The sequence below is a fragment of the Stenotrophomonas sp. LGBM10 genome (genome assembly GCF_046736075.1).
Classification (GTDB): Bacteria; Pseudomonadota; Gammaproteobacteria; order Xanthomonadales; family Xanthomonadaceae; genus Stenotrophomonas.
On sequence record NZ_CP177163.1, the window covers coordinates 2,147,635 to 2,172,959 of the forward strand.

The window sequence follows — 25,325 nt, forward strand, 5'->3', positions numbered from 1 at the left end:
CCGTGCAGCGCGCGGCGACCGCCCCGGCCCGCAACCGGTTCAGCCCAGCGCGGCGCGTGCCGCCTGCTGGGCCTGGCCGCGCAGCTCGGGAATCGCCAGGCTTTCCCAGAGCGTGCCGATGCGCAGGCTGCCGACGACCTGCACGCCCGCCTGCGGTTGGCCCGCCGCATCCAGCAGATGCCCCTGCTCCACCGAGGTATCCACCCCGAGGCCATGCGGACCCGGGCGTGCCAGCCCATCGGCCAGCAACTGCTGCACCAGCGGATTGCGCATCGCGGCAGCGCGGGTTTCCACGCCGGTGGCGTTGATCAGCGCGCCCACCGTGAGGAGCGGCAGCACGCCGCCGGCACCGTGCGCGTGAACCTGCAGGGCGCTGTCCAGCACCAGCACGGTGTCCAGGCGGGCGCGATGGCGCTGCAGCTGGCCGGACTGTTCCAGTGCGGCAACCTGCGCCTCGACCGGTTCGGCGATGCGATGGCGATGCACATCCCAGTACCGCACCACGTGGCGCAGGAAACGGCGCTGGTCGGCCGTATCCAGCCCCCGCCACAGCGCCTGGCCCAGCGGGCGGATGCGATCCATCACCGCCTGCCAGGGCAGGCCGTGCGCGACGGCGTCGCGGGCATGCAGGCGCAGCGCGCGCAGTGCCTGGCGCAGCGGCATGCCCGGCAGCGGCTGCGGATCGAAGGTGGCCGCACCGCCGTGCGCATGCGGCAACGGCAGCAGCGCATGGCGCGACAGCACATGGATGCGCCCGCGGTGGCCGGCGTTGGCCAGCGCGACCACGCTGTCGGCCATGCTCAGGCCGGAACCGATGATGGCCACGTCGCCATCGCCGGCCAGCAGGCGCACGCCGTCGTAATCCCACGCATCGACCACCTTCCCCGGCGGCAGCGCCTCGGCGCCGGGCACCGGCAGCGGCCGCATGCTGTTGCCGCAGGCCAGCACCACCTGGCGTGCCTGCCAGTGATCGCCGTTGGCCAGCGACAGCCGCTGCACGGCGTTGCCCGGATGCAGGCCAAGTACGGCCTCGTGCACCACCTGCAGCTGCGCCGGGCTGGCGGCCTGCGCCTGCTCCAGGCGCGCCTGCAGGTAGGCGGCGTAGAAGCGCCGCGGCACGTACGCTGCCGCCAGTGCGTCACGGTCCAGGGCCGGGAAGGCATCGGCCTGCAGGAGATACGCCAGGAAGTCGTCGGCCGCCTCGGGCAGGCCGCTCATCCTGCCGACCGGCACGTTGAGCAGGTGATCGGCCCACGGCGTGGCATAGGCGATGCCCTGCGCCAGCACCGAGGCCGGCTCGAACAGGACGATGTGGGCCGCGCGGGTGGCGGCGCGCAGCGCGTGCAACGCGACCAGCACACCGGCCGCACCGCCGCCGACGATGGCCAGGTCGCACTGGCGGGGAAGTTCGGTTGCAGTCATGCGGCGATTGTAGGCGATGCGCGCGATGCCCCCGTGTCGGCGCATGCCGCTGCGCTACATCAGCGCGTCGGCCAGCCGGGCGATGCCTTCGCGGCTGCGCCGCCATGCCGGCCGGCCGCGCCAGGTTTTCAGGTCAAGCTGGCGCGACTGCAGCAGGTAGTCGTTTTCGATGCGCAGCAGCTGGGCCACGATGCCGGCGTCGTAGCAGAGCATGCCGATTTCGGCATTGAGCGCGAACGAGCGGATATCCAGGTTGATCGAGCCGACCAGTGCGATGTCCTCGTCCACGGTGAGGTGCTTGGCATGCAGGAAGCTGGGCTCGTACAGGGCGATGCGCACACCGCAGCGCAGCAGTTCGTCGTAGTACGCCTCCTGGGCCCAGGCGGTCAGGCGCTGGTTGCTGCTGGCCGACAGGATCAACTGCACCTGCACGCCGGACAGCGCGGCGATGCGCAGTGCGCTGAGCGTGGCCTCGTCGGGCACGAAATACGGCGTGACCAGCACGATGCGCCGGCGGGCCAGATGGATCAGCGCGTTGACCGCGTCGCGCGCATTGCTGAAGGGATAGGCCGGCCCGCTGGGCAGCAGCTGGGTGGCCACGTCGGCCGAGCACACCGGCACGGCGGTCATCACGTCCAGGCGCTGGCCGGTTTCCATGTACCAGTCGCTGGCGAACACCGCTTCCAGGTGCGCCACACCGGGGCCGCGCACCCGTGCCACCAGTTCCTTGTTGGGGAACCCGGGCACGAACTGCGGCTGGGCGAGGTTCTGCGAACCGATGTAGCCGACGCGGTTGTCGATCACCGCGATCTTGCGGTGGTTGCGCAGGTCCATGCGCCCGCTGCGCCGCCAGCGCAGGCCACCGGGCAGCATCGCGCGCACGTCCACGCCGAGCGCCTGCAGGCGGTGCCGGTAGCGGCGCAGGCCACGCTTGGCACCCACCGCATCCAGCAGCAGCCGGCAGTGCACGCCGCGCGCGGCGGCGCGTTGCAGCGCCTGCACGATCGCCTCACCGACCGCATCGTCGAACATCAGGTAGTACAGCAGGTGCACGCGGTCGCGGGCCTGGTCGATATCGGCGATCAGCGCCTGCAGCGAGGCGTCGTAGTCGCTGAGCAGTTCAACCGCGTTGCCGTGGATGGGCATGAAGTCGCCCTGGCGCTCGATCAGCGGCACGATCTCGGCGGTGGCCGTATCCGGCACCGGCGTCCAGCGCAGCGGTGGCTGCAGGGCCTGTTCCTCACGGATGACCTGGGACGCCTCGGCCTGGCGCTGCACGCGCTGGCGCGACAGCCACGGGTGGCCGAACAGCAGGTACAGGGGCAACCCCAGCAGGGGCACGAAGCCGACCAGCAGCAGCCAGCTGCGCGCGGCCCCCGGGGTGGTCCGGGTGGGAATCCAGAACAGCGCGGCCAGCCGGATCAGCCAGTCCAGCATCAACAACCAGGAACCCAGCAGCCACTCGAACAGCATCGCGTCGCCCGTCGGGGGTGGAACCGCATTCTGCCACGGGTGCCGTGTGCGGCCAGTGGGGCCGCACGGCCAACAAAAAACCCGCCTCTCGGCGGGTTTTTCGCGGGACATCAACCAATCCGGTGACGGATTACTTGATCTTGCCTTCCTTGTACAGGACGTGCTTGCGCACGACCGGATCGTACTTCAGGAATTCCATCTTCCCGGGGGTGTTCTTCTTGTTCTTGTCCGTCGTGTAGAAGTGGCCAGTGTTGGCCGTCGAAATCAGACGGATCTTGTCGCGCTTGCCTGCCATGATCGTTTACTCCTCAGACCTTTTCGCCGCGCGCACGCAGCTCAGCCAGAACGGAATCAATGCCGTTCTTGTCGATGGTGCGCAGGGCATGCGCGGAAACACGAAGCTTGACCCAGCGGTTCTCGCTGGCAACCCAGAAGCGGCGCTCGTGCAGGTTGGGCAGGAAACGACGACGGGTCTTGTTGTTGGCGTGCGAGACGTTGTTACCCGTCTGCACTCGCTTGCCGGAAACTTGGCATACGCGGGACATTGCGCACCTCGATGAAAGTAAGTGTCAGCCCATAGCCCGGGCGACGGCGGCCTCGACGGTTTCCCGCCACACGTCATGAGAATCAAAGGGTTACGCTGACGAGGGCGGACCGGATGACGTGTTCCCGGCCGCCGATCCAAAGGTTTTTGGACACAGCGAGCCGCGCATTATGCCAGCGTGTCCCCTGCGGTGCAAGGCGCCGCGGGGGCAAGCCCCCGGCGCCTGGGCCCGGACCGCCTCAGGTCAGCACGGCGCGGCGTGGGCGGCCGCTGGTCAGCGGAGTGCCGGCGATCGCCTCGCCCGAGGCGGGCACGGCGCGCTCGCGGCCCCAGGCGCGGATGTTCTCGATCTGCTCCGGCGCGGTCCGCGACAGCGGCACCACGTTCTGGAAGCTGCGCCGGAACAGGTCATCGGTGACCACCGCGTCGCCCTTCAGGTAGGCCTCCTTGACCACCTCGCGCACGGCCGACTCCAGGTCCGAGCCGGCAAAGCCCTCGGACAGGTCGACCAGCTCGTCCAGCAGCGCCGGGGCCAGCTCGCGCTGCTGGAGGCCACGCCGGGCGTAGATGCCGATGATGTCGCGGCGTTCCGGTGCGGTCGGCAGGTCGACGAAGAACAGTTCGTCGAAGCGGCCACGGCGCAGCAGCTCCGGCGGCAGCTTGGAGACATCGTTGGCGGTGGCCACCACGAACACCCGGGTGCGGGCTTCCTGCAGCCAGTACAGGAACTGGCCCACCAGCCGGGTCGAGGTGCCGCCATCGCCGCCGCCGGTCGCGCCGGCCAGGCCCTTCTCGATCTCATCGATCCACAGCACGCACGGTGCCACGTGATCGGCGGTGGCCAGGGCTTCCTTCAGCCGGCCCTCGCTCTGCCCGAGGTACTGGCCGTGGATGGTGGACAGGTCGAGCCGGTACAGCGGCAACTGCCAGTCCTGCGCGATGGCCTTGGCCGACAGCGATTTGCCGCAGCCGGGCACGCCCACCAGCAGCACGCCGCGCGGCGGGCGGATGCCGCGCTCGCGCAGGTCGGCGGTCAGCAGCGGGCGCTCGCGGGCCAGCCAGTCCTTGAGCCCACCCAGGCCACCCACGCTGAGGTCGCCGCCGCGCACGGGCACGCGCTCGATGCCGGAAATGTCGGCGAAGATGCGGTCCTTGGCGTGCATCAGCTCCACCAGGTCGTTCTTGTCGATGCGGCCGTTCACCAGCAGCGTGGCGATGATGTTTTCCGCCTCCAGGCGCGAGATGCCGGCAAGGATGGCGGCGGCCTGGCGGATGTCGGCATCGTCCCAGGCGATCTGGAACTGGCTGCGATACGGGTCGATCTGCTCGTGGATGATCACCGCCATCTCGTCTTCGGTTGGCGGCGACAGCACCAGCGACATGCCCAGCCGCTGCAATTGGCCGAAGATCGGCTTGCTGGTGACCACCACCAGCGAACCGCCGTGGTCGGCGGCCAGCATCGCCACGTCGATCAGCTGCCGCGCCGAGGGCGTGTCGTCCTCCAGGTCGGACACTTCGGTGAGCACGAAACTCAGGTTCTGGCGCTGGGCCATCTGCTGGCTGGCGAAGTCGACCGCGCCGACCACCGACCTGTCCTCGTTGACGATGCGGCCGGTGGACAGCTCACGCGTGCCCTGCGACAGGGTGTGCACGTAGAACGGGGCATTCAGCGCGCCGGCAACGTCGCGCAGGATGTCCAGCACCCGCGCCCGCTCGGTGCTGCGGATGGAGATGAAGGGCACGCGCGCCTTCAGGTAGCGGGTCAGGGTGGCGTGGAACTCGCGGGTATCGCTCATGGGGTCAGATCATCAGGGTACGGCGGCGCGCCGGCAGTGCCGGCGGGTCCGCGGAAGGGGCGCCGGGCACCGGGGCGGGCGCGACGGCATCGGTAGCGGCAGGCCGGTAGTGGCACAGGCTGTTGTGGCGCAGCGCGCGCAGCGAACGCTCGCAGCGGGCGCGTTGTGCGCCCTCCTCCAGCCCGCGCTGCATGTCCGCAGCGATGCGTTCCAGCTCGGTGCGCAGGTGCGCGCGCAGCGGTTCGGGCAGCGTGGCCAGGGTGGCCAGCTGGTGAAGCACGGCGAAGTGGCGGCGCGCATCGAGCAGCGCGCGCACCAGGGTGACCTCGTCGCTGCGCAGGCCGAGGTCACGGGTCAGGCGTGCGCCGCAGCGCTGCAGGCGGCGGTCGAGCAGCGCGCAGACACGCTGGCTGAACAGCGTGGCCACGCCGGGCGTCCAGTCAAGCTGCCCGGCCGCCATCGCGGCCAGGGCCTCGGCATCGTGCTGGCCATCGTCGAAGGCCTCCAGCACCTGGCTCCACTGCGCGTAGGTGCGGGGAACCGGCAGGGTCATCCGGCCGTGGCGCGCTTGCGCCGCACGAACCCGGTGGCCGGCAGCAGGTCCCAGCCCGGCAGGGCGCCGGCGAGGGCGTCCGGGGCGACGGACACGGCCGGGGACGGTGTGCGCTCGACCGGCGACGGCGGCAGGGAGGGCGCGTCGACCGGCAACGGCGGCGGCGCGACAGTGGCATCCAGCAGGGATCGGGTCATGACGGGCCTCAGGCGGTGGCGGCAAGAATGCGGCGGGTATTGTCGTGGCCGCTCAGGGTGAACTGGTCGGGCGTGATCGATTCCAGCAGCGCGGTCACCGACTCGGACTGCGCATCGCGCGCGGCCAGGTCGCGGCGCACTTCGACCACTTCGGCAACGCAGGCCTTCAAGGCCTGCTGGGTCTGCTCGCGCAGCGCGGCGAAATCGGCGCGGACCTTGGTGCGCTGCTTGTCCAGGTTGCGGTACGCCATGTACACCCACAGCAGCATCACCGCCGCGATCACCATGCCCACGATGTTGCCCAGGGCCAGCAGCATCAGCAGGATGCCCAGGCCCATCACCAGCCAGTGGTGAATACCAAGCTTCACCGATGCCAGCGCTTCGGCCATGCGGCCGTCGATGTGCTGGCCCAGCGAGGTTTCCAGCTCGGCCTGGTTGCCGCCGTCGGTGGTGGTTCCGTCCCAGCCATCCAGGTGCAGCTGCACCTGCGTCGGTACCGCCAGGCGGATGCTGGCGGTGAGGTCGTGGTGCGCCTCCAGGATCCAGGCGCGCGACTGCGCGGTGGCGAAGCGCTGGGTGGCGCGCGAGGCGTGTGAGGTTTCCGGGTGCATCGCCGCGTTGGTCAGCAGCTGGGTGAAGCTGATGCGGTGCTCCAGCGCGGGATCCTGCAGCTGGAAGCGCGACGTGGCGGCAGCGCGGTCACCGTTCTCTTCGATGATCAGGCGGCACAGCTCCTCATCACGACGCAGCGGCAGCTCCTCCACATCGAAATGGGAAACCAGCTTGGTCAGCAGTGCATCGACGTCGGCCGTCAGGCCGGCGGTCGCGCGGACCTCGCCAGTGAACACGTTCTGGAAATGCTGGGCCACCGCACCGTGCGTGGCGGTGGCATTGAGCGAGGCCTGCAGGGCGGGCCAGGTGGGGCTGTACTGCTGCAGGTGCGGATAGCGGGCGCTGTCATCGCCGTGCGGCGTCTTCGAGCGCAGCGCATCGATCCACTGGCTGCGCTGGCTCTCGATGAAGCCGGCCCGCTGGGACAGCTCCTCGATCCAGTCGCTGGTACGCGCCACGCAGGCCAGCGCGGTTTCCACGCCGAACACACCGGCGGCGATCGCATCGATCAGCACCACGGTCTGGCGGTCCAGTTCCACCGGGTTCTGCATGCCCAGGTAACGGTCCATCCACTGCTGCGACGCGGCCAGACGGCCGGCACGGCGGCTGACCAGCGCGAACAGCAGGCTGGTTTTCTCGTCGTCGCGGCGGATCGCTTCGGCCAGCGCGCGCTCGGCCAGGTCCTTGTGGTCGTTGAGCCAGGCGGCCAGCGCAACCAGCGCCGGCGCCAGCCAGTATCCCGGTGCGGCGAGCATCAGGTTCTCGCTGGCGGCGCGGATGGTGTCCTGTCGCACGAGTGAGATATCGGCGGCCTGCAGGATGCCGGTGGTCTGGCGACGCACTTCACCGTAGTGGCCGAAGCGGGTTTCCAGTTCCTGGCGGATCTTGACCTGGCGGGTCTCGGCGAGCGACAGCTCTTTGGCCTTGACGTCGGCGGCGACGAAATCCATGAACGCCTTTTCCAGGCGCGCCAGTTCGCTGCGGGTTGCGCCGACGTCGTGCTGGACCGCGCCGACCTGCGAGTTCAGGGAGTCCAGGTCGCGGCCGAGCGAGCGCAGGCTGTTGCTGATGGCGGAGAGGTCCGCCATATGGATGATGCGTTGGGTACTCATGCCGTTCCTTCAATGATCGCGGTCTGCCCGGAGTCGCTCACCGCCACCATGCGCGTGGCATACACCTCGATGAAGGCGTACGACGGATGCGTGGCCAGGACGCGGGCCCGTTCGAGCGTTAGCGGCAGCGGGTGGCCTTTCTTGAAATGCTCGGTGATGCGCCCGCCGAGGTCCAGGGTGTGCACTTCGTAGGGATGCCCCAGGTAGCAACGCCCGACAATGCCCAGCAGGCGCTCCTGGATCTCGATCTTGCCCAGTTCCTGGTCGATCTGCGCGAGCAGCGCATCCAGTGCCTGGCGGTCGTGCACATGGCCGCCGGCATCGAGTTTCGCCATCGCCTGCATGTACGCCGGCGAGCGCTTCTGGCGCAGGCGGGTATCCAGCGATGCGGAGGCCAGGCCGGTCGCGGCCTGTGACCGCGTGGTGGCCAGGGCCGGAGTAGTGGTTGGGGCGGTACCCAACAGTAGATTGCGCGCCATGTCGCTGCGTCCTGCATTGCCGCTGCTGCGGCGTAACGACGCAGAAAGGTACCAGAGTCGGGCAGGCTCCGCGCGTGAGCCGACCAATGGTCGGCTCTACCGGCGTCGCCGCCATGTTGCAGCAGCGACGCCGCCATGCTCATGCCGGCTACGCGTCGCGACGATGCAGCCATCGGTACAACACCGGCAACACCAGCAGGGTCAGCAGCGTGGACGACACGATGCCGCCGATCACCACGGTGGCCAACGGGCGCTGCACTTCCGAGCCGGCGCCAACGTTGAAGGCCATCGGCACGAAGCCCAGCGACGCCACCAGCGCGGTCATCAATACCGGACGCAGGCGGCCCAGCGCGCCCTCGCGCACGGCTTCCGCCAGCGGCAGACCACCGTCGCGCAGGCTGCGCACGAAGCTGATCATCACCAGGCCGTTGAGCACCGCCACGCCGGACAGCGCGATGAAGCCCACGCCTGCCGAGATCGACAGCGGAATGCCCCGCGCGGCGAGGGCCAGCACACCGCCGGTCAGCGCCAGCGGTACGCCGCTGAACACGATGGCGGCATCCTTGATCGAGCCGAACGCCCAGAACAGCAGCGCGAAGATGATGATCAGGGTCAGCGGCACCACGATCGCCAGGCGCTGGCTGGCCGAGATCAACTGCTCGAAGCTGCCGCCGTACTCGATCCAGTACCCGTTGGGCACCTGCACCTCGCGGCCGATGGTCTGTTGCAGCTCGCCGACGAAACCGCCCAGATCGCGATCGCGCACGTTGGCGGTGACCACGATGCGGCGCTTGCCGTTCTCACGGTTGATCTGGTTCGGGCCCTCGCTGTTGGTCAACGTGGCCAGTTCACGCAGCGGCACCGTGCGCGCGCCGCTGGTGCCATTGGCGGCACGGCTGGACTCATCGGCATCGCCACCGGCCAGTGCGCTTTCCAGCGATACCGGCAGGTCGGCCAGGGCGGCCGGGTCCTGGCGCAGCACCTCGGGCAACCGCACCACGATGTCGAAGCGGCGGTCGCCTTCGAACAGCTGCCCGGCCACCTGCCCGCCCACCGCAGTGGCCACGGTGGACTGCACCTGGCCGGGGTTGAGGCCGTACCCGGCCAGGGCGGTGCGGTTGGGGGTGACGGTCAGCAGCGGCAGGCCGCTGGTTTCCTCGACCCGCACATCCGCCGCGCCCGGCACCTTGCCGGCCACTGCGGCGATGCGTTTGCCCACCGACAGCAGCGTCTCCAGGTCATCGCCGAACAACATCACCGCCACGTCCGCGCGTACACCGGAAATCAGCTCGTTGGTCCGCATCTGGATCGGCTGGGTGAACTCGTAGTTGTTGCCGGGCAGCTGCTCCACCGCGGCTTCCAGTTCGCCCAGCAGCGCCGCGCGCGACTTGCGCGGGTCCGGCCAGTCCTTGCGCGGTTTCATCATGATGAAGGTGTCGGCCACCGATGGCGGCATCGGGTCGGAGGCGACCTCGGGCGTACCGATCTTGGAGAACACCTTGCTCACCTCGGGGAACTGCACCAGCCGGTTCTCGATGTGCTTCTGCATCTCGATGGACTGGGTGAGGCTGGTACCGGGAATGCGCATGGCATGCATCGCCACATCGCCTTCGTCCAGGTTGGGCACGAACTCGCTGCCCAGACGGGTGGCGAGCAGCCCGCAGCCGACCACCAGCACCAGCGCACCGGCCACCATCCAGCGCCCGCGACGCAGCGAGAACGCCAGCAGCGGTTCGTAACGCCGGCGCACCCAGGCCATCAGACGGTTTTCCTTCTCCTGCACGTGCCCGCCGAGGAACAGCGCGATCGCGGCTGGCACGAAGGTCAGGGCCAGCACCATCGCGCCGGTCAGGGCGAGGACCACGGTGATCGCCATCGGGTGGAACATTTTTCCTTCCACGCCGGACAGCGCGAAGATCGGCAGGTACACCGCGGTGATGATGCCCAGGCCGAACAGGCTGGGGCGGATCACCTCGGCGGTGGCGCTGGCGGTTTCCTGGAAGCGCTCTTCGCGGGTCATATCGCGGCCGAGCGCGTGCTGGCGTTCGCCGAAGCGGCGCAGGCAGTTCTCGATGATGATCACCGCACCGTCGACGATCAGGCCGAAATCCAGCGCGCCCAGGCTCATCAGGTTGGCCGACACGCCGCCACGCGCCATCCCGGTGAGGGTGAACAGCATCGCCAGCGGAATCACCGCGGCGGTGATCAGCGCCGCGCGGAAATTGCCGAGCAGCAGGAACAGCACCACGATCACCAGCAGCGCGCCCTCGACCAGGTTCTTGGCCACGGTGGCGATGGTGCGGTCCACCAGCGTGGTGCGGTCGTAGCTGGCGGTGACGGTGACGCCCTCGGGCAGGCTGCGCTGGGCCTGCTGCAGGCGCGCGGCGGCCGCCTGGGCGACGTCGCGGCTGTTGGCGCCAATCAGCATCACCACCGTGCCCATCACCACTTCGTGGCCATTCTGCGTCGCCGCGCCGCTGCGCAGTTCGGGGCCGTCCTTGACCTCGGCCACGTCATGCACATGGATCGGCACGCCTTCGCGGCGCGCCAGCACGATGTTGCCGATCTCCTCCAGGTTGGCCACCTGGCCGGGGATGCGCACCAGGAACTGCTGGCCGTTGCGTTCGATGTAGCCCGCACCGACATTCTGGTTGTTGGTCTCCACGGCCTGGGCAACCTCTTCCAGGGTGAAGCCGAGCGCACGCAGGCGCGCCGGGTCCGGGGTGATGTGGACCTGGCGCTGGAAGCCACCGATGGTGTTGACCTCGGTCACCCCCGGCACGTTGCGCAGCTGCGGCCGGATCACCCAGTCCTGCAGCGTGCGCAGGTCGGTGGAGGTGTACGGCGTGCCATCGGCCTTGCGCGCCTTGGGATCGGCGTCGATGGTGTACATGAAGATCTCGCCCAGGCCGGTGGCGATCGGACCAAGCTGCGGGTCCAGTCCTTCGGGAATCTGCGACTTGACCTGCTGCAGGCGCTCGGCCACCTGCTGCCGGGCGAAGTAGATGTCGGTGCCGTCCTCGAACACCACCGTTACCTGCGACAACCCGTAGCGCGACAGCGAACGGGCCTGCTCCATCCGCGGCAGCCCGGCCATCACCGTCTCCACCGGATAGGTGATGCGCTGTTCGGTCTCCAGCGGGGAATAGCCCGGGGCGGCGGTGTTGATCTGCACCTGGACATTGGTGATGTCCGGGGTGGCATCGATCGGCAGCTGGGTGAAGCTCCAGATCCCGATCGCGACCAGCACCGTGGTCAACGTCATCATCAGCCAGCGATGGGCGATGGACACGCCAATGATGCGCTCAAGCATGACGGCATCCTCCGCGGACGGGCGGCGGCAGCGCGCGATCAATGTTCATGCGACGCCCCCGCCTTGCCGATGTCGGCCTTGACCACGTAGCTCTGCTCCACCACCACTTCGTCGCCGGGCGTCACGCCCGTCAGCACTTCGACCCGGGTTGCGTCGCGTGCGCCGAGGGTGACCGGGCGGGCCGTGTAGGTGTCGCCGGTGCGCACGAACACCACGTCCTTGCCGTCCATGCTCTGCAGCGCCGACAGCGGCACCACCTGCGCGGCCGGGGTGGTGGCCACCACGATGCGCGCCTTGACCGCCGCGCCGGGCCGCCACAGGCCGTCGTCATTGCGCAGCGTGGCGCGCGCCACGGTGCTCTGGCTGGCGGTGGCGGTACCGGGCAGCACGCGTTCCAGCGTGGTGGTCTGGCTCACGCCATCGGTCATGCGCGACACGGTGACCGGCACGCCGGCGGTGATGTGCTGGGTATCGTTGCCGAAGATGTGCAGGTCCACCCACAGCGTGGACAGATCACCGATCTCGAACAGCGGCGTGCCCTCCCCGGCCACGCCGCCGACCTGGGCCTGGCGTGCCAGCACCACGCCGGCGATAGGCGCGCTGACGGTGTAGGTGGTCAGGCTGAGGTTGCTTTCGATGCTGGCCAGGACCTGGCCCGCCGCCACGCGGTCGCCGACATTGGCGCGCAGCGAGCGGATCGGGCCGGGGAAGCGCGCCATCACCTGCGCCACGCGCCCGTCGACGGGGGTCAGCAGCCCCTGCACGTCGTGCTCGTCGGCGATGGTGCCGGCGGCCACGGGCGCCACACGGATGCCGGCCTGCGCTGCCATCGCCGCGGTGATCGTGGTGCTCTCCGGCGCGTCGTGGTCCTCCTCGCCGTCCTCGTGGCCAGGCTCGCCGTGGCCCGGGTCTTCGGCGGCGGGCGCAGCGGTGGCCGGGGTGTCCTTGCCACAGCCGGTCAGGGCCAACAGGGCCAGCAGCAGGCTGGCGGCCAGGGCGGTGCGGGATGCGGAAAGGGTCATGGGCGGTCCTCCGTGGACACCGTGGAATGTGCCGGGGCATCGGCGGTAGCGACCATGCTCTGGCCGGTGAGTCGCTGGATTTCGATCAGCGCGGTCTGTGCGGCGATCGCGGCCGCGAGCTGGCGCTGTCGCGCCTCGATGCGCAGGGCCTGCAGTTGCGCCCACTCCATGTAGCTGATGGCGCCGGCACGCCACGCCTTCTCGGCGGCGTTCTCGGCGCGCTTGAGCTGCGGCAGCACGTCGCTGGCCATGCGCGTGACTTCCAGCCGCGCGGTCAGGTAACGGCCATGCGCCTCGGCCAGGGTGGCGTAGAGCTGCAGTTCGCGTGCCTCGCGCTCAACGCTGCTCAACGCCAGTTCGGCCTCGGCGGCGCGGATGTCCGGTTCGGCGCGGCGCACGCTGCCCAGCGGCAGGCTGAAACCGGCCACCAGCGAGGTATCGCGCGTGTCGCGGCTGTTGCGCACGCCAACCTGCCAGCTCACATCCGGCCGCGCCTGGGTCCGGGCCAGGGTCAACTGCGCCTCGCGCAGGCGCCGCTCGCCGGCCAGCACGGCCAGTTCGGGGGTGCGCTGCAGTTCCTCGGCCAGCACGGCAAAGTCCTGCAGGGCCGGCAGGCGCATCGGGTCGCCGGTGACCGCCTCGAAGCCGGGATCGCGCGCACGCCACAGTGCGGACAAGGCCGCACGCGCGGACAGGTCCATCTGCCGGGCACGGTCGCGGTCCAGCTCGGCCTGGGCCAGCATCGACTGCGCGGTGAGCAGCACCGATTCCGGCGACGCGCCGGCCTGCAACCGCAGGCGGGCGGCGGCAACCGCGCGGCGGCGCTGTTCGATGTCGGTGGTGGCGATGGCCAGCTGCTGGCGCGCCTCGGTCACGGCCAGGTAGCGGCGCGCCACCTCGGCCATCAGATCCAGCCGCGCGGTTTCGCGCTGCGGTGCCAGCGCATCGATGTTGGCCTGCGCCACGGCACGGCGCGCGTCCAGCTTGCCGCCGCGCTCGAGCACGCCGGCCAGGGTGACGGTCAGTTCGGCGGCCTGCAGACCACTGGCGTCGCCGCTGCCGAGCGCGTTTTCAAGGTCGACGCCGAGGGTCAACGGCGGGCGCAGTGCCGCCGCATCGCGGCGCGCCTCCCAGATCGGGCGCTGCGCATCGGCCAGGCGCAGGTCGGGGTGGTAGCGCGCGACGCGGGCAATCGCATCATCCAGGGTCAATACGGTGGGAGGTGACGCTACAGCCGGCGCCGTGCCCTGTGCGGACACGCACGGCACGAACGCAAAGGCAGCCAAGGCTGCCAGACGCATCCACATGGGGGATTCTCCAGAAAACGGTTCAGATGGCGAACGGCGGCACGGGGCCGCGTGGCATCAGACCGCTATCGGAGGACGCAGCAGGCTCTCGGGCGGCTGGGTACGCAGCTGCGCGGTCAGGCTGGACGGCAGCGCGTGGGGCGGCGCGGACGGCAGCGTCCACGGCAGCGCCGCCATCGGCAGTACGCCGCCGTGGCCGTGGCAATGGCCGCAGTGGACCAGCGTGTGCAGCAGATCGCTGCTGTCGTGGTCAGGACCATCGGCGGTGGCATCATCGGCCAGGTGCGCGGCATCGGCATGCAGGCTGATATGGATGTCGGCCAGCGCCGACGCCGTGGCGCTGCCGAACACACCCAGACCGACCGCGACCAGCATCAGCAGGCGCAGCAGCAGGGACGGACGCGGGCGGGCACGGCGGAACATGGCCGCAGGGTAGCGGTCCGCTTGCCCGTTACACAATCGCAGTGTGGCGCGAAGGTTCACGTTGGCGGGGCCTGCCGCGTGGCCGCAGGCCCCGTCCGGCTCAGGTCGCGGCCTTGCGCTGGGCGATGTAGGCCTGGATCTGCTGTTCCAGCACCGGCAGCGGCACCGAGCCCTGCTTGAGCACGGCGTCGTGGAAGGACTTCACGTCGAAGCGGTCGCCCAGTTCCTTCTCGGCCTGCGCGCGCAGCCGCACGATCGCGATCTCGCCCAGCTTGTAGCTCAGCGCCTGGCCCGGCCAGGAGATGTAGCGATCCACTTCGGTGGTCACCTCATGCTCGCTCAACGCGGTGTGGTCGCGCAGGTAGGCGATGGCCTGCTCGCGGCTCCAGCCCCTGTGGTGCACGCCGGTGTCGATCACCAGGCGCGCGGCGCGCCACATCTCGTAGGTCAGGCGCCCGAAATCCTCGTACGGGGTTTCGTAGATGCCCATTTCCACGCCCAGCTTCTCGCAGTACAGGCCCCAGCCTTCGCCGTAGGCGGAGATGTAGGCATTGCGGCGGAACTCGGGCTGCTCGCCCTGTTCGGCGGCGAGCGCGCCCTGCAGCGCGTGGCCCGGGTCGGATTCGTGCAGGGTCAGCGCCGGCAGGTTGTACAGCGGGCGCGCCGGCAGGTTGTAGGTGTTGAGCCAGTAGGTGCCCATGCCGCCGCGGCCGGCAGTCCAGAACGGCGCGATGTCCGGCGGCACCGGCACGATGGTGAAGCGCGCGCGCGGCAGGGTCATGTACTTGCCGATCACGCCATCCACGCGCTTGGAGATCCAGGCGGCGCGGTGCAGCAGTTCGTCCGGGGTCTTGGCATAGAACTGCGGATCGGTGCGCAGGAAGGTGAGGAACTCGGCGAAGCTGCCCTTGAACTGCACCTGCTGGATGATGCCGTTCATCTCGGTCTGGATGCGCGCCACTTCCTTCAGGCCGATCTCGTGGATCTGCTGCGGGGTGAGGTCCAGCGTGGTGTACTCGTGGATCTGCTGCTTGTAATAGGCCTTGCCGTCGGGCATCGCCTCGGCGGCCAGGGTGGTCCGCGCCTGCGGCACGTATTCGGTGACGAAGAACGTGCGCAGCTTGCCGAACGCCGGCACCACGGCGCCGCCGATGGCCTGCCGCGCCTGTTCCTGCAACTGCGCCTGCTCGGCGGCGGGAATGCTGGCCGGCAGCTTCTTGAACGGGGCGTACAGCGGCGACTGGGTGGGGTCCTTCAGCTCGGACACGGTGGCGATGGACACTTCGCGGCCATCGAGCACCGCACGCGGCACGCTGAAACCGCGCTTGAGGCCGGCGCGCATGTTGTCGGTCTGCTGGTCGAAGTAGCGCGGTACATCGTTGAGGCGCGCGATGTAGTTGCGGAAGTCCTGCGCGGTCTTCATTTCGCGGCGCGCCATGAACGACAGGTTCGACCAGAACGAGGAGTCGGCGTTGAACGGCATTTCATAGCCGCGCAGGCGCACCTCGGCGGCCAGGTTGAAGATCTGGTCGCGGTAGATGGCGTAGTTGATCTGGTTGTCGGCCGAGAGCGTCTTCGGATCGATCCCGTCGAGCTGGGTCAACACCGCGTCCCAGACCTTGAGCCGCGCCTGCTGGGCGGCGGCGCCGACGTCGGGCATGCGGGTGGCGTTGGCCGGACCGTCACCGTCTTCGCTGGCCTCGCCACCGCCGTCCTGGCGCCACGTCCATTCCTTCTCGTAGATGGCGCGGAACTGCGCATCGGCGGCACTCTCGGCGGCCAGGCTGGCCGGGGCGGCGGCCGGGGCGGCCGGCGGGGCGGCAAACGCAGCGCCTGCGGGAAGGGTCAGGGCAAGCAGCAGGGCGGTGACGAGCGGCGATTTCACGATCAGCGGTTCCCGGTGGACGGCAAACCCCGATCATGGCACCGCCGCAGGGGCCGGTGCATGGATCAAAGGTCCTGCCGCAACGCGGCAGGACCTGGGGATCGACCGCGGGTCGGGACCTGAGCGCCGCAGGCGCGTGGTGGAGCCGACCGTTGGTCGGCTGCTGGTATCGACCGCAGGTCGAGACCGGAGCGCCGCAGGCGCGTGGTAGAGCCGACCGTTGGTCGGCTGCTGGGATCGACCGCAGATCGAGACCGGAGCGCCGAAGGCGCGTGGTAGAGCCGACCGTTGGTCGGCTGCTCCTCTGGTCTCGCCGTACGCCCGCGCGAAAGGCAGCCGACTAACAGTCGGCTCTACCCGGTCGGCTCTGCCCGGCGCGAAAGGCAGCCGACTAAAAGTCGGCTCTACCCGGTCGGCTCTACCCAGCGCGAAAGGCAGCCGACTGACAGTCGGCTCTACCCGGTCGGCTCTGCCCGGCGCGAAAGGCAGCCGACTAACAGTCGGCTCTACCCGGTCGGCTCTACCCAGCGCGAAAGGCAGCCGACTAACAGTCGGCTCTACCCGGTGGCTACATCAATGCTGCGCCTTGTCCCGCTTCCACCCACGGTGCTGGATATCCAGCTTCAGGCTGTACAGGGCGGTGAAGGCCGGGAACAGGTTCTGCAGTACGCCCACCGAGTCCTGCTTGGCCGAGAACAGGAAGTAGCTCAGCGTCATCAGGCTGCCGACCACGCTCATGTACCAGAACAGGCGCGGGATCACCGGCTTGCCGGCGCGCCGGGAGGCGACGAACTGCACCAGCCATCGGCCGCCGAACATCAGCGCGCCGGTATAGCCGATCAGTTTCCAGCCGGTCACATGCAGGCCGGTCCAGTACAGCCAGGTCAGCGGCTGGTCGAGCCAGTGCAGCTCCATCAGCGTTCTTCCACGGCGGTGCGCTTGCTGCGCGTGATCAGCCAGGCCACGCCGCGCAGGTCGCGGATGCCGACCAGGGCGCGGCCCAGGTTGTTGTACTTGGAGACACCGGCGGTGCGATGGCGGTGGTTGACCGGCACGCTGACGGTCTTCCAGCCGGCGCGCTGCATCAGCGCCGGCAGGTAGCGGTGCATGTGGTCGAAGTACGGCAGGTCCAGGAACGCGGCGCGCTCGAACAGCTTGATGCCGCAGCCGGTATCGGGCGTGTCGTCGCGCAGCATGCGCGCGCGGATCGCGTTGGCCCACTTGCTGGCCCAGCGCTTGCTGCCGCTGTCCTGGCGGTTGACCCGCCAGCCGGCAAACAGCTTCACCTGCGGCTCGGCCGTGTCGCGCGCGGCCAGCAGCCCGGGGATGTCGGCCGGGTCGTTCTGGCCATCGCCGTCCAGCGTGGCGATCCACGGCGCGCGCGCGTGCTTGACCCCGGTGCGGACCGCGGTGCTCTGCCCGCTCTGGCTGACATGGTGCAGCACCCGCAGCTCCGGGTTGCTGGCCTTCAGGCCCTGCAGCACGGCCAGGGTGTCGTCGCGGGAGTGATCGTCGATGTAGACGATCTCGAAGGCGATCCGGCCGCGCAGCGCGGCGGTGATCTCGTCGATCAGGGGTTTGACGTTGTCGCGTTCATTGAAGACCGGGACGACGACCGACAGGTGGGGTTGGCTCATGGTCGGGCTCTGCGAAGGGCCAGGATCGAAAAAGAGCGCGCATTGTCCGCACGCGAGGTTATCTGAAGATGAATTGGGGCGTGTGTTTCAGGCGTGATCGCCGAAATACGCCCGGCACCAGGCCACCACCGGGGGCAGGCCGCGCTCGATCGGCGTGGCCGGCTCATAGCCGAAGGCGTCACGCGCGCGCGTGGTGTCGGCCATCGTGCGGACCATGTCGCCGGGCTGCAGCGGCTTGTAGACCTTGTGCGCCGGACGTCCGGCGGCGGCCTCGATGACGCCGATGAAGTGTTCCAGCTCGACCGGGGTATGGTTGCCCAGGTTGAAGACACGGTGCGGAACCTCCTCGCTGGACGGATGCGCCAGCGCGCCGAGGATACCGGCCACGATGTCGGAGACATGTGTGAAGTCGCGCTGCATTTTTCCGTCGTTGAACACATCGATGGGGCGGCCGGCCAGCACTGCGCGCGAGAACAGCAGCGGTGCCATGTCCGGGCGGCCCCACGGGCCGTACACGGTAAAGAAGCGCAGGCCGGTGGCATGCAGGCCGTACAGATGGGCGTACGTGTAGGCCATCAGCTCGTTGGCCGCCTTGGTGGCGGCATACAGCGAACGCGGCTGGTCGATGCGCTGGTCCTCGGAGAACGGCGGCGTCGCCGAATCGCCGTACACCGAGCTGCTGGAGGCATACACCAGGTGCGCCACGCCGCGGTGGCGGCACAGTTCGAGCATGTTGACGAAGCCGGCCAAGTTGCTGTCGACGTAGGCGTGCGGGTTCTCCAGCGAATAGCGCACCCCGGCCTGCGCGGCCAGGTGGATCACCCGGGTCGGCGTGACCTCGTCGAACAGCGCGGCCAGGCCGTCGCGGTCGGTAAGGTCCAGCACGCGGATGTCCGCCTCCGGGCACAGCGCGGCCACGCGATCACGCTTGATCTGCGGGTCGTAGTAGTCGTTGTAGTTGTCCAGGCCGACCACCGCGTGGCCCGCATCGAGCAGGGCACGGACGGTGTTGGCGCCGATGAAGCCGGCAGCGCCGGTGACAAGAATGGTCATGGATACGCGTCCCGGAAAGTTCACTGCGCCCATTGTGCTACGCCGTGCACGACATGGCAGCCGGGGCGTGCAGAATCCCGCACCGGCCCTGCCCTCACCGCAGCGTGAGCGGCGCTTCCTTGGCGAGCGTGGCCTTGCGTTCCTTGCTGAAATCCCACCAGGGGCGCGGCGATTCGCCCTGCATGAAGCGCACGATCGACAGAAAAACGTCGATCACGCACGGATCGTGCACCACGCCGGTACGCAGGCACAGCTGCGCATACATGTCATAGGCGTCACGGCCGCGCAGGTGCGCAGGCACGCGGATGCCGATCAGACGCAGATCTTTCTCACAGGCCGGCCCGACGTTCGGCAGGTCGGTCAGACGCAACAGATGGTTGCGGTCGACCTTGGTGGGGTTCATTGCTGGGGGGACATCCTCTGGCGCCGGTCGGGACTCAGCCCTTCTGTACGCGGAGTCGTTCGAGCACGCCGTCCAGCGTGTCCAGGTCGGTGTAATGGATGATCAGCTTGCCCTTGCCGCCGCGGCCGTGGTTGATCGCCACGCGCGCGCCCAGCGACTCGGACAGTTCGGTTTCCAGCGACGCGATGTCAGCCTGCGGCGCGCTCGCGGCGGGCTTCTTGCGCAGCGCGCCGGGCACCTTGCCGGCGGCGAACTGCTGCGCGCGGTGTTCCACTTCGCGCACCGACCAGCCTTCATCGGCCGCTTCCTGGGCCAGCTTGCTGGCCAGTTCCGGCGCCAGCGTGAGCAGCGCGCGGGCGTGGCCCATTTCCAGTCGGCGGGTTTCCAGCAGCAGGCGGATGGCAATCGGCAGCTCAAGCAGACGCAGCAGGTTGGACACTGCAGCGCGCGAGCGGCCCACGGCCTGCGCCGCTTCGGCATGGGTCAGGGCGAATTCGGTGATCAGCCGCTGCAGCGCTTCGGCTTCTTCGAGCGGGTTGAGGTCTTCGCGCTGGATGTTCTCGATCAGCGCCATCGCGATGACGGTGCGGTCTTCCAGCTCGCGCACCACCACCGGCACTTCGTCCAGCCCGGCCAGCTGCGAGGCGCGCCAGCGGCGTTCGCCGGCGACGATCTCGAAGCTGTCGGCGCCGAGCTGGCGCACCAGGATCGGCTGGATCACGCCCTGCGAACGGATCGAGTCGGCCAGTTCACCCAGCTTGGTTTCGTCCATGTCGCGGCGCGGCTGGTACTTGCCAGGCTGCAGCTGCCCCACCGGCAGCTTGCGCAGGATCTCACCGGGTTGCGGTTCGACCACTGCGGCTGCCTGCACCTGCGTCACCGCCCCCTTCGGGCCCAGCAGGGCGTCGAGGCCACGGCCGAGGCCGCGTTTCTTGCCGAGGGCGGGCTTGGTGCTCATCAGGCGGTCTCCAGGGCCTTGTCGGCCTTATTGCGTTGTTGGTGGCGGCGGATGATCTCGCCGGCCAGGCCGAGATAGGCGACGCCGCCGCGCGAGGCACGGTCGTAACCGACGATGCTCTGGCCGTGGCTGGGCGCTTCGGCCAGGCGCACGTTGCGCGGCACGATGGTGCGGAACACGCGGTCGCCGAAGTGCTCGGTCAACTCGGCCGACACCGCGTTGGCCAGGTTGTTGCGCACGTCGAACATGGTGCGCAGCACGCCCTCGATCTCCAGCGCCGGGTTGAGGTTGGCGCGCAGCGCTTCAATGGTTTCCACCAGCGCGCTCAGGCCTTCCAGCGCGTAGTACTCGCACTGCATCGGCACGATCACCGAGTCGGCGGCGGCCAGGGCGTTCAAGGTCAGCAGCGACAGCGCCGGCGGGCAGTCGATCAGGATGTAGTCGTATTCGTCCCGGACCGGGGCCAGCGCGCGCTTGAGGCGCTGCTCGCGCTCGCCCTGGTCCATCAGCTGGATCTCGGCGGCGGTCAGGTCGATGTTGCCAGGCAGCAGGTCGAAGCCTTCCGGCGTGGTGACCCGGACTTCGACGGCGGTGGCTTCGCCCAGCAGCAGGTCGCAGGTGGACGCGGCGAGTTCACGCTTGTCCACGCCGCTGCCCATGGTCGCATTGCCCTGGGAATCGAGGTCGACCAGGAGCACGCGCTTGGGTGCAGCAGCCAGGGAGGCGGCCAGATTGACGGCGGTCGTGGTCTTGCCGACGCCACCTTTCTGGTTGGCGATGGCGATGATGCGGGCCATGCGGGTGAGCCTCATCGGCAGGGAGTGGGACTGGTCATTATGCGTATATGGGGCGTGTCATGCACTGTGAGATGCGCGACGCCGGGCGCCCGAAGGTCCCGCTGCGCGCGTTCGACGCACCTGCGGAAGGCCCGAGCGGTAACGGGGGCGGGCGCTGGCGCCGGTGGACCCGCGCGCGGCGGGCCACCGTGTCGATCCTGCACCGGCAGGCTCAGGGACCGGTGACAACCACCAGATGGCGCTCGCCGGTCAGGCCCGGGACGTGCAGCGGCAGCACCTGTTCGACCGCCCAGCCGGCCGGCAACTGGGCGATTTCCTCATGCGGATACACGCCTTTCATGGCCAGCAGGCGGCCGCCGGGGCGCAGCAGGTGGCCGCCGACGGCGATGATGCCGGCCAGGGTGTCCATCGCGCGGGCGGTCAGCGCGTCATAGGCACCGGGTTCGGCCAGGGCTTCGGCGCGCGACTCGGCGACGCGGGCGTTGCCCAGGCCGAGCTGGCGTACCGCTTCGCGCATGAAGCGGGCCTTCTTGCCGTTGCTTTCGACCAGGGTCACCTGCAGCTGCGGCCGCGCGATGGCCAGGGGGATGCCGGGCAGCCCGGGACCGGTGCCAAGGTCGGCCAGGGTGCCGCGTTCCAGGTGCGGCTGCATCGCCAGCGAGTCGAGCAGATGGCGGGTGACCATCTCCAGCGGGTCGCGGATGGCGGTCAGGTTGTAGGTGCGGTTCCAGCGGTCGAGCAGGGTCAGGTAGGTCAGCAGGGGCGGCGCCAGGGCGGCATCCAGGTCCATTGCGGCCAGGCCGCGCGCGAGCGCATCGGCCACGCCGGCCGGAAGGGTATGTTCGGTCATGCGGGGATTATCGCAGGTCGACGGCACGGGCGACCGCGTTGGCCCGCGCCCCCGCGGGGCTCACAGGGCGTGGAAGGCCAGCGCCGCGCGGAAATCGGCGGCGGCGTCCCACTCGTACAGGTGCCAGCGCGCGGCGTCGCCAAGTTCGGGGTCGCACCAGGCCAGGTGCAGGGCGCCGCCGGCGTCGGGCGCCAGCTGCAACCGGTGCAGGCCGAAGGAGATGCCCTGCCCCTGCGCCTTGAGGATGGCTTCCTTGGCGCACCACACGCGGAAGAACCACGGCCCGCGGGCCTCTTCCTCCAGGCCCAGCAGCCAGGCCACCTCGGCCGGGTGGAAGAAGCGCTCGATGATCTCGCGCATGCGCGGGCGCGGGCGCAGCGGTTCCAGGTCCACGCCCAGGCGTACACCCTCCCCCAGCGCGACCAGCAGCAGACCGTGGCTGTGGCTCCAGCCGGTGCCCAGGTGGCCCAGCGGCCCATGCAGTTCGGGGCGGCCGCGCGCATCGCGCTGCAACGGCAGCTGGTCCGGCAGGCCGCCCAACCGTTCGGCCAACAGCACCCGGGCCTGCGGCTCGCCACGGGTGCCGGGCACGTGCGGCAGGCACCACACGGTCACCGGACCGAACCGCCAGGGGCCGGGCAACGGGTCGGGCGTGGTCATGCGCACGCCCGGTGAGCAGGGCTGCACGACGATTTCACGGGGCTTGCCGTCAACTGAGCCGGTCGTTCACGCACCCCGGGAGTCAAGGCTATGGGCATCATCATCTGGTTGATCGTGGGTGGCATCGTGGGCTGGCTCGCCAGCATCATCATGCGACGCGATGCACAGCAGGGCATCATCCTCAACATCGTGGTCGGCATCATTGGCGCGCTGATCGCCGGTTTCCTGTTCGGCGGCGGCATCAACGATGCGATCACGATCCGTACGTTCCTGTTCTCGTTGATCGGCGCGGTGATCCTGCTGGCCATCGTGAATCTCTTCACCCGCCGCAGCGTTCGATAACCTCGCGGGGCAGGTACCCACCGTTGGTGGGTACTCCTTGTAGACAAGGCCCGGCACCCGCCGGGCCTTGTCTGTGTCAGCCCAGCTGCACCCACGCCGGCGCATGGTCGCTGGGGCGGTCCCAGGTGCGCGGCTCGCGGTCGATGCCCGAGGCGGTGGCGCGCGCCTTCAGCGCGTCGGACACCAGGGTCAGGTCGATGCGCAGGCCAAGGTTGCGGCGGAAGCCCGCCGCCCGGTAATCCCACCAGCTGAACACCCCCTCCTCCTCGCTGTGCAGGCGGAATGCGTCGTGCAGGCCCAGCTGCAGCAGCTTGGTCAACGCGCCACGCTCGGCGGTGGAGGTGAGGATGTGGTTCTCGTTCCACACCAGCGGGTCGTGCACGTCGCGCGCATCGGGGGCGATGTTGAAGTCGCCCATCACCACCAGCTCGGGGTACCGCTGCAGCTCGGCGGCCACCCAGGCGTGCACCGCCTCGAGCCAGCGCAGCTTGTAGGCGTACTTGTCGGTGCCCACGTCCTGGCCGTTGACCACGTACAGATTGATGATCCGCACGCCGTTGACGGTACCGGCGATGGCGCGCTTCTGCTCATCCTCGAAGCCGGGAATGCCGATCTGCACGTCCTGCGCCGGTTCGCGCGAGAGCAGCGCGACGCCGTTGTAGGTCTTCTGCCCCGCAAACACGCTGCGGTAGCCCAGCCCGGCCAGCACCGCGTCGGGGAACTTGTGGTCCTCCATCTTGGTTTCCTGGATGCCGACCACGTCCGGTGCGAACGCGGTGAGCCATTGTTCCAGGTGCGGCAGGCGCACGTTGAGCGAGTTGACGTTCCAGGAGGCGATTTTCATGGGGGTCATTCTACCCGGGGGTGGGCAATGGGTGGCTCCGGATGCGCCATTGGACCGTAGGGCCGGCCGCTGGCCGGCTCCTCATGAACGTGTCCGGCGTCCGCGTGGAGCCGGCCAGCGGCCGGCACTACCTCACGAGCAGCTTCAACAACCCCGCGATCTTCGAATACGGCGGCTTGAGCAGATCACTGGCCGCCCAGCGCGACTGCCACAGGATCGGCAGCTGCTTGCTCATCGCATCGAACCCGGCGCGGGCGTGGTAGGCGCCCATGCCGCTGGGGCCGACGCCACCGAACGGCAGGCCGTTGATGGCGAAGTGCAGCAGGGTGTCATTGACGGTGACGCCACCCGCCACGATCTGGCCAAGCACGCGCTCCACCGTGTCACGCTCCTGGCTGAAGACGTACAGCGCCAGCGGCCGGTCGCGCGCCTGCACCTCGGCCAGCGCGGCATCCAGGTCCGGATAGGCGCACACCGGCAGGATCGGGCCGAAGATCTCCTCCTGCATCAGGTCCAGGTCGGCCGGCGGATCGAGCACGATGGTCGGCACGATCAGGCGCTCACGCTCGGCCCGTGCCGGGTCGACGCTGGCCAGTTCGATCACCGGCACGCCGCGTGCGCGGGCCTGGTCGAGATAGCCGCGCAGCCGCTGGTACTGCCCGTCATGGATGATCCGGGTGTAGTCGCCGGCGTCACTGAAATCGCCGTAGCGCGCGCGCACCTGGGTCTGCAGCTGCTGCACCAGCTCGCGCTGGCGGCGGCCGTCGATCAGGATGTAGTCCGGCGCGATGCAGGTCTGGCCGGCATTGAACCACTTGCCGGTGGCCAGGCGCGCGGCGGCCTTGTCCAGCGGGTAGTCGCTGCACACGATCGCCGGCGACTTGCCGCCCAGCTCCAGCGTCAACGGGGTGAGGTGCCGCGCGGCGGCGGCCATCACCTTGCGGCCGATCGCGGTTGAACCGGTGAACACCAGGTGGTCCAGCGGCGAACCCGCCAGTGCGCTGGCCAGTTCGCCATCGCCCTGCACCACGGTCACCCGCTGCGGCGGGAAGACGGCGGCCAGCAGGGCGTGCAGGAAGGCGCTGGTGCGCGGGGTGTGCTCGGAAGGCTTGAGGATCACGTGGTTGCCGGCCGCGATCGCGGTGGCCAGCGGAATCAGCGCCAGGTTGACCGGGTAGTTCCACGGCGCGATCACGCCGACCACGCCCAACGGCACCGCACGGAGCTGCGCGCGCGCCGGCCAGAAGCGCCAGCCCACGCCGACCCGGCGTGGGGCCGCCCAGCGGCGCAGGTGCGTGAGCAGGTGATCGATCTCGCCGAGGACGGTCATGCCATCGGCGATCAGCGACTCATGCGTGGAGCGGTGGCCGAAGTCGGCCGAGATCGCCTCGGCCATCTGCGGCAGCCGGGCCTTCAGGGCCGCACGCAGGCGCTGCAGGTCGTCGCGGCGCTGGTCCAGCGACGGGCGGTTGGCCTGCCAGGCGCTGCGCAGGGCATGCAGGAGCGCCGGGAGTGCGGCGGGATCGGTGTGGGCATCACTCATGCGGCGACTATAGCGGCAGGCTGCGTGATGGCGGGGCGCTGCCGGGGGCGGCCGGGAACGAAAAGGGCCGCGATTCGCATCGCGGCCCCTTGGTCATGCC

Annotated in this window: 25 protein-coding genes; 1 reads left to right on the forward strand and 24 read right to left on the reverse strand. The window is 69.4% G+C overall.

The genetic code is table 11. The features are described from left to right. Nucleotides 1-39: 39 nt before the first annotated feature. The 22 genes from ACLB90_RS09120 to ACLB90_RS09225 form a co-directional block, all read right to left on the reverse strand. Nucleotides 40-1,440 carry an FAD/NAD(P)-binding protein gene (locus ACLB90_RS09120; RefSeq protein WP_411852729.1) on the reverse strand — a complete coding sequence of 467 codons (1,401 nt, stop codon included), beginning with the start codon at nt 1,438-1,440 and terminating at the stop codon, nt 40-42. Nucleotides 1,441-1,476: 36 nt separating this feature from the next. Next, nucleotides 1,477-2,895, reverse strand: coding sequence for a cardiolipin synthase (gene cls / locus ACLB90_RS09125; protein WP_411852616.1), 1,419 nt, complete (start codon nt 2,893-2,895; stop codon nt 1,477-1,479). A gap of 130 nt (nt 2,896-3,025) precedes the next feature. Further along, nucleotides 3,026-3,193, reverse strand: a complete 168-nt coding sequence (gene rpmG / locus ACLB90_RS09130; protein WP_172407465.1) for a 50S ribosomal protein L33 — start codon at nt 3,191-3,193, stop codon at nt 3,026-3,028. 10 nt (nt 3,194-3,203) lie between these two features. Continuing rightward, the gene (gene rpmB / locus ACLB90_RS09135) at nt 3,204-3,440 is read right to left on the reverse strand and encodes a 50S ribosomal protein L28 (RefSeq protein WP_005411638.1); all 237 of its coding nucleotides are present in this window, start codon (nt 3,438-3,440) and stop codon (nt 3,204-3,206) included. A 238-nt stretch (nt 3,441-3,678) separates the two neighbouring features. Further along, complete coding sequence (locus ACLB90_RS09140) at nt 3,679-5,235, reverse strand: AAA family ATPase (RefSeq protein ID WP_411852617.1); 1,557 nt, start codon at nt 5,233-5,235, stop codon at nt 3,679-3,681. A 4-nt stretch (nt 5,236-5,239) separates the two neighbouring features. Then, nucleotides 5,240-5,788, reverse strand: a complete 549-nt coding sequence (locus ACLB90_RS09145) for a hypothetical protein (protein WP_411852618.1) — start codon at nt 5,786-5,788, stop codon at nt 5,240-5,242. Beyond that, nucleotides 5,785-5,985 (reverse strand): hypothetical protein, encoded by a 201-nt coding sequence (locus tag ACLB90_RS09150; protein WP_411852619.1) that lies wholly within the window; start codon nt 5,983-5,985, stop codon nt 5,785-5,787. The genes ACLB90_RS09145 and ACLB90_RS09150 overlap by 4 nt, the downstream gene beginning before the upstream one ends. Nucleotides 5,986-5,993: 8 nt before the next feature. Beyond that, on the reverse strand, nt 5,994-7,709 hold the full coding sequence (locus ACLB90_RS09155; protein ID WP_411852620.1) for a hypothetical protein: 1,716 nt from the start codon (nt 7,707-7,709) through the stop codon (nt 5,994-5,996). Next, the gene (locus ACLB90_RS09160; RefSeq protein ID WP_411852621.1) at nt 7,706-8,188 is read right to left on the reverse strand and encodes a hypothetical protein; all 483 of its coding nucleotides are present in this window, start codon (nt 8,186-8,188) and stop codon (nt 7,706-7,708) included. The genes ACLB90_RS09155 and ACLB90_RS09160 overlap by 4 nt, the downstream gene beginning before the upstream one ends. 148 nt (nt 8,189-8,336) lie before the next feature. Then, entirely contained in the window at nt 8,337-11,501 is a 3,165-nt protein-coding gene (locus tag ACLB90_RS09165) for an efflux RND transporter permease subunit (protein ID WP_411852622.1), read from the reverse strand. Between the two features lie 38 nt (nt 11,502-11,539). Then, nucleotides 11,540-12,523, reverse strand: a complete 984-nt coding sequence (locus tag ACLB90_RS09170; RefSeq protein ID WP_411852623.1) for an efflux RND transporter periplasmic adaptor subunit — start codon at nt 12,521-12,523, stop codon at nt 11,540-11,542. Beyond that, on the reverse strand, nt 12,520-13,830 hold the full coding sequence (locus ACLB90_RS09175) for a TolC family protein (protein ID WP_411852624.1): 1,311 nt from the start codon (nt 13,828-13,830) through the stop codon (nt 12,520-12,522). Before ACLB90_RS09175 ends, ACLB90_RS09170 begins: the two co-directional genes overlap by 4 nt. A gap of 57 nt (nt 13,831-13,887) precedes the next feature. Further along, nucleotides 13,888-14,253: a DUF2946 family protein gene (locus ACLB90_RS09180; RefSeq protein ID WP_411852625.1), complete on the reverse strand. Its 366-nt coding sequence runs from the start codon at nt 14,251-14,253 to the stop codon at nt 13,888-13,890. 100 nt (nt 14,254-14,353) lie between these two features. Further along, on the reverse strand, nt 14,354-16,138 hold the full coding sequence (locus ACLB90_RS09185; protein WP_411852626.1) for a DUF885 domain-containing protein: 1,785 nt from the start codon (nt 16,136-16,138) through the stop codon (nt 14,354-14,356). Nucleotides 16,139-16,711: 573 nt separating this feature from the next. Beyond that, nucleotides 16,712-17,053 carry a lipid-A-disaccharide synthase N-terminal domain-containing protein gene (locus ACLB90_RS09190; RefSeq protein ID WP_411852627.1) on the reverse strand — a complete coding sequence of 114 codons (342 nt, stop codon included), beginning with the start codon at nt 17,051-17,053 and terminating at the stop codon, nt 16,712-16,714. Then, the gene (locus ACLB90_RS09195; protein ID WP_411852628.1) at nt 17,053-17,775 is read right to left on the reverse strand and encodes a glycosyltransferase family 2 protein; all 723 of its coding nucleotides are present in this window, start codon (nt 17,773-17,775) and stop codon (nt 17,053-17,055) included. Before ACLB90_RS09195 ends, ACLB90_RS09190 begins: the two co-directional genes overlap by 1 nt. Nucleotides 17,776-17,862: 87 nt before the next feature. Continuing rightward, nucleotides 17,863-18,828 carry an NAD-dependent epimerase/dehydratase family protein gene (locus ACLB90_RS09200; RefSeq protein ID WP_411852629.1) on the reverse strand — a complete coding sequence of 322 codons (966 nt, stop codon included), beginning with the start codon at nt 18,826-18,828 and terminating at the stop codon, nt 17,863-17,865. A gap of 94 nt (nt 18,829-18,922) precedes the next feature. Next, nucleotides 18,923-19,231, reverse strand: coding sequence for a helix-hairpin-helix domain-containing protein (locus tag ACLB90_RS09205; RefSeq protein WP_411852630.1), 309 nt, complete (start codon nt 19,229-19,231; stop codon nt 18,923-18,925). Nucleotides 19,232-19,265: 34 nt separating this feature from the next. Further along, the gene (locus ACLB90_RS09210) at nt 19,266-20,189 is read right to left on the reverse strand and encodes a ParB/RepB/Spo0J family partition protein (RefSeq protein ID WP_411852631.1); all 924 of its coding nucleotides are present in this window, start codon (nt 20,187-20,189) and stop codon (nt 19,266-19,268) included. Continuing rightward, complete coding sequence (locus tag ACLB90_RS09215; RefSeq protein WP_411852632.1) at nt 20,189-20,986, reverse strand: ParA family protein; 798 nt, start codon at nt 20,984-20,986, stop codon at nt 20,189-20,191. The genes ACLB90_RS09210 and ACLB90_RS09215 overlap by 1 nt, the downstream gene beginning before the upstream one ends. Before the next feature lie 211 nt (nt 20,987-21,197). Further along, nucleotides 21,198-21,836, reverse strand: coding sequence for a 16S rRNA (guanine(527)-N(7))-methyltransferase RsmG (gene rsmG / locus ACLB90_RS09220; RefSeq protein ID WP_411852633.1), 639 nt, complete (start codon nt 21,834-21,836; stop codon nt 21,198-21,200). A 60-nt stretch (nt 21,837-21,896) separates the two neighbouring features. Further along, nucleotides 21,897-22,496: a 4'-phosphopantetheinyl transferase family protein gene (locus tag ACLB90_RS09225; protein ID WP_411852634.1), complete on the reverse strand. Its 600-nt coding sequence runs from the start codon at nt 22,494-22,496 to the stop codon at nt 21,897-21,899. A 90-nt stretch (nt 22,497-22,586) separates the two neighbouring features. Here ACLB90_RS09225 and ACLB90_RS09230 point away from each other — a divergent pair, with 90 nt between their 5' ends. Then, the gene (locus ACLB90_RS09230; RefSeq protein WP_411852635.1) at nt 22,587-22,838 is read left to right on the forward strand and encodes a GlsB/YeaQ/YmgE family stress response membrane protein; all 252 of its coding nucleotides are present in this window, start codon (nt 22,587-22,589) and stop codon (nt 22,836-22,838) included. A gap of 76 nt (nt 22,839-22,914) precedes the next feature. On the opposite strand, the gene xth is transcribed toward ACLB90_RS09230, so the two are convergent. Both xth and ACLB90_RS09240 read right to left on the reverse strand, forming a co-directional pair. Further along, entirely contained in the window at nt 22,915-23,682 is a 768-nt protein-coding gene (xth, locus tag ACLB90_RS09235; RefSeq protein ID WP_411852636.1) for an exodeoxyribonuclease III, read from the reverse strand. Between the two features lie 127 nt (nt 23,683-23,809). Beyond that, a complete protein-coding gene (locus ACLB90_RS09240; RefSeq protein ID WP_411852637.1) occupies nt 23,810-25,225 on the reverse strand; it encodes a coniferyl aldehyde dehydrogenase in 1,416 nt (471 codons plus the stop codon). Between the last annotated feature and the right edge of the window lie 100 nt (nt 25,226-25,325).

Coding starts and splice junctions, on each gene's coding strand:
- ACLB90_RS09180 (WP_411852625.1), bottom strand. CDS start 14,253: ATGTTCCGCCGTGCCCGCCCGCGTCCGTCCCTGCTGCTGCGCCTGCTG.
- ACLB90_RS09225 (WP_411852634.1), bottom strand. CDS start 22,496: ATGACCACGCCCGACCCGTTGCCCGGCCCCTGGCGGTTCGGTCCGGTG.
- ACLB90_RS09140 (WP_411852617.1), bottom strand. CDS start 5,235: ATGAGCGATACCCGCGAGTTCCACGCCACCCTGACCCGCTACCTGAAG.
- ACLB90_RS09200 (WP_411852629.1), bottom strand. CDS start 18,828: ATGACCATTCTTGTCACCGGCGCTGCCGGCTTCATCGGCGCCAACACC.
- ACLB90_RS09190 (WP_411852627.1), bottom strand. CDS start 17,053: ATGGAGCTGCACTGGCTCGACCAGCCGCTGACCTGGCTGTACTGGACC.
- ACLB90_RS09230 (WP_411852635.1), top strand. CDS start 22,587: ATGGGCATCATCATCTGGTTGATCGTGGGTGGCATCGTGGGCTGGCTC.
- rpmB (WP_005411638.1), bottom strand. CDS start 3,440: ATGTCCCGCGTATGCCAAGTTTCCGGCAAGCGAGTGCAGACGGGTAAC.
- cls (WP_411852616.1), bottom strand. CDS start 2,895: ATGCTGTTCGAGTGGCTGCTGGGTTCCTGGTTGTTGATGCTGGACTGG.
- xth (WP_411852636.1), bottom strand. CDS start 23,682: ATGAAAATCGCCTCCTGGAACGTCAACTCGCTCAACGTGCGCCTGCCG.
- ACLB90_RS09175 (WP_411852624.1), bottom strand. CDS start 13,830: ATGTGGATGCGTCTGGCAGCCTTGGCTGCCTTTGCGTTCGTGCCGTGC.
- ACLB90_RS09170 (WP_411852623.1), bottom strand. CDS start 12,523: ATGACCCTTTCCGCATCCCGCACCGCCCTGGCCGCCAGCCTGCTGCTG.
- ACLB90_RS09165 (WP_411852622.1), bottom strand. CDS start 11,501: ATGCTTGAGCGCATCATTGGCGTGTCCATCGCCCATCGCTGGCTGATG.
- ACLB90_RS09145 (WP_411852618.1), bottom strand. CDS start 5,788: ATGACCCTGCCGGTTCCCCGCACCTACGCGCAGTGGAGCCAGGTGCTG.
- rsmG (WP_411852633.1), bottom strand. CDS start 21,836: ATGACCGAACATACCCTTCCGGCCGGCGTGGCCGATGCGCTCGCGCGC.
- ACLB90_RS09240 (WP_411852637.1), bottom strand. CDS start 25,225: ATGAGTGATGCCCACACCGATCCCGCCGCACTCCCGGCGCTCCTGCAT.
- ACLB90_RS09160 (WP_411852621.1), bottom strand. CDS start 8,188: ATGGCGCGCAATCTACTGTTGGGTACCGCCCCAACCACTACTCCGGCC.
- ACLB90_RS09150 (WP_411852619.1), bottom strand. CDS start 5,985: ATGACCCGATCCCTGCTGGATGCCACTGTCGCGCCGCCGCCGTTGCCG.
- ACLB90_RS09215 (WP_411852632.1), bottom strand. CDS start 20,986: ATGGCCCGCATCATCGCCATCGCCAACCAGAAAGGTGGCGTCGGCAAG.
- ACLB90_RS09205 (WP_411852630.1), bottom strand. CDS start 19,231: ATGAACCCCACCAAGGTCGACCGCAACCATCTGTTGCGTCTGACCGAC.
- ACLB90_RS09210 (WP_411852631.1), bottom strand. CDS start 20,189: ATGAGCACCAAGCCCGCCCTCGGCAAGAAACGCGGCCTCGGCCGTGGC.
- ACLB90_RS09155 (WP_411852620.1), bottom strand. CDS start 7,709: ATGAGTACCCAACGCATCATCCATATGGCGGACCTCTCCGCCATCAGC.
- ACLB90_RS09195 (WP_411852628.1), bottom strand. CDS start 17,775: ATGAGCCAACCCCACCTGTCGGTCGTCGTCCCGGTCTTCAATGAACGC.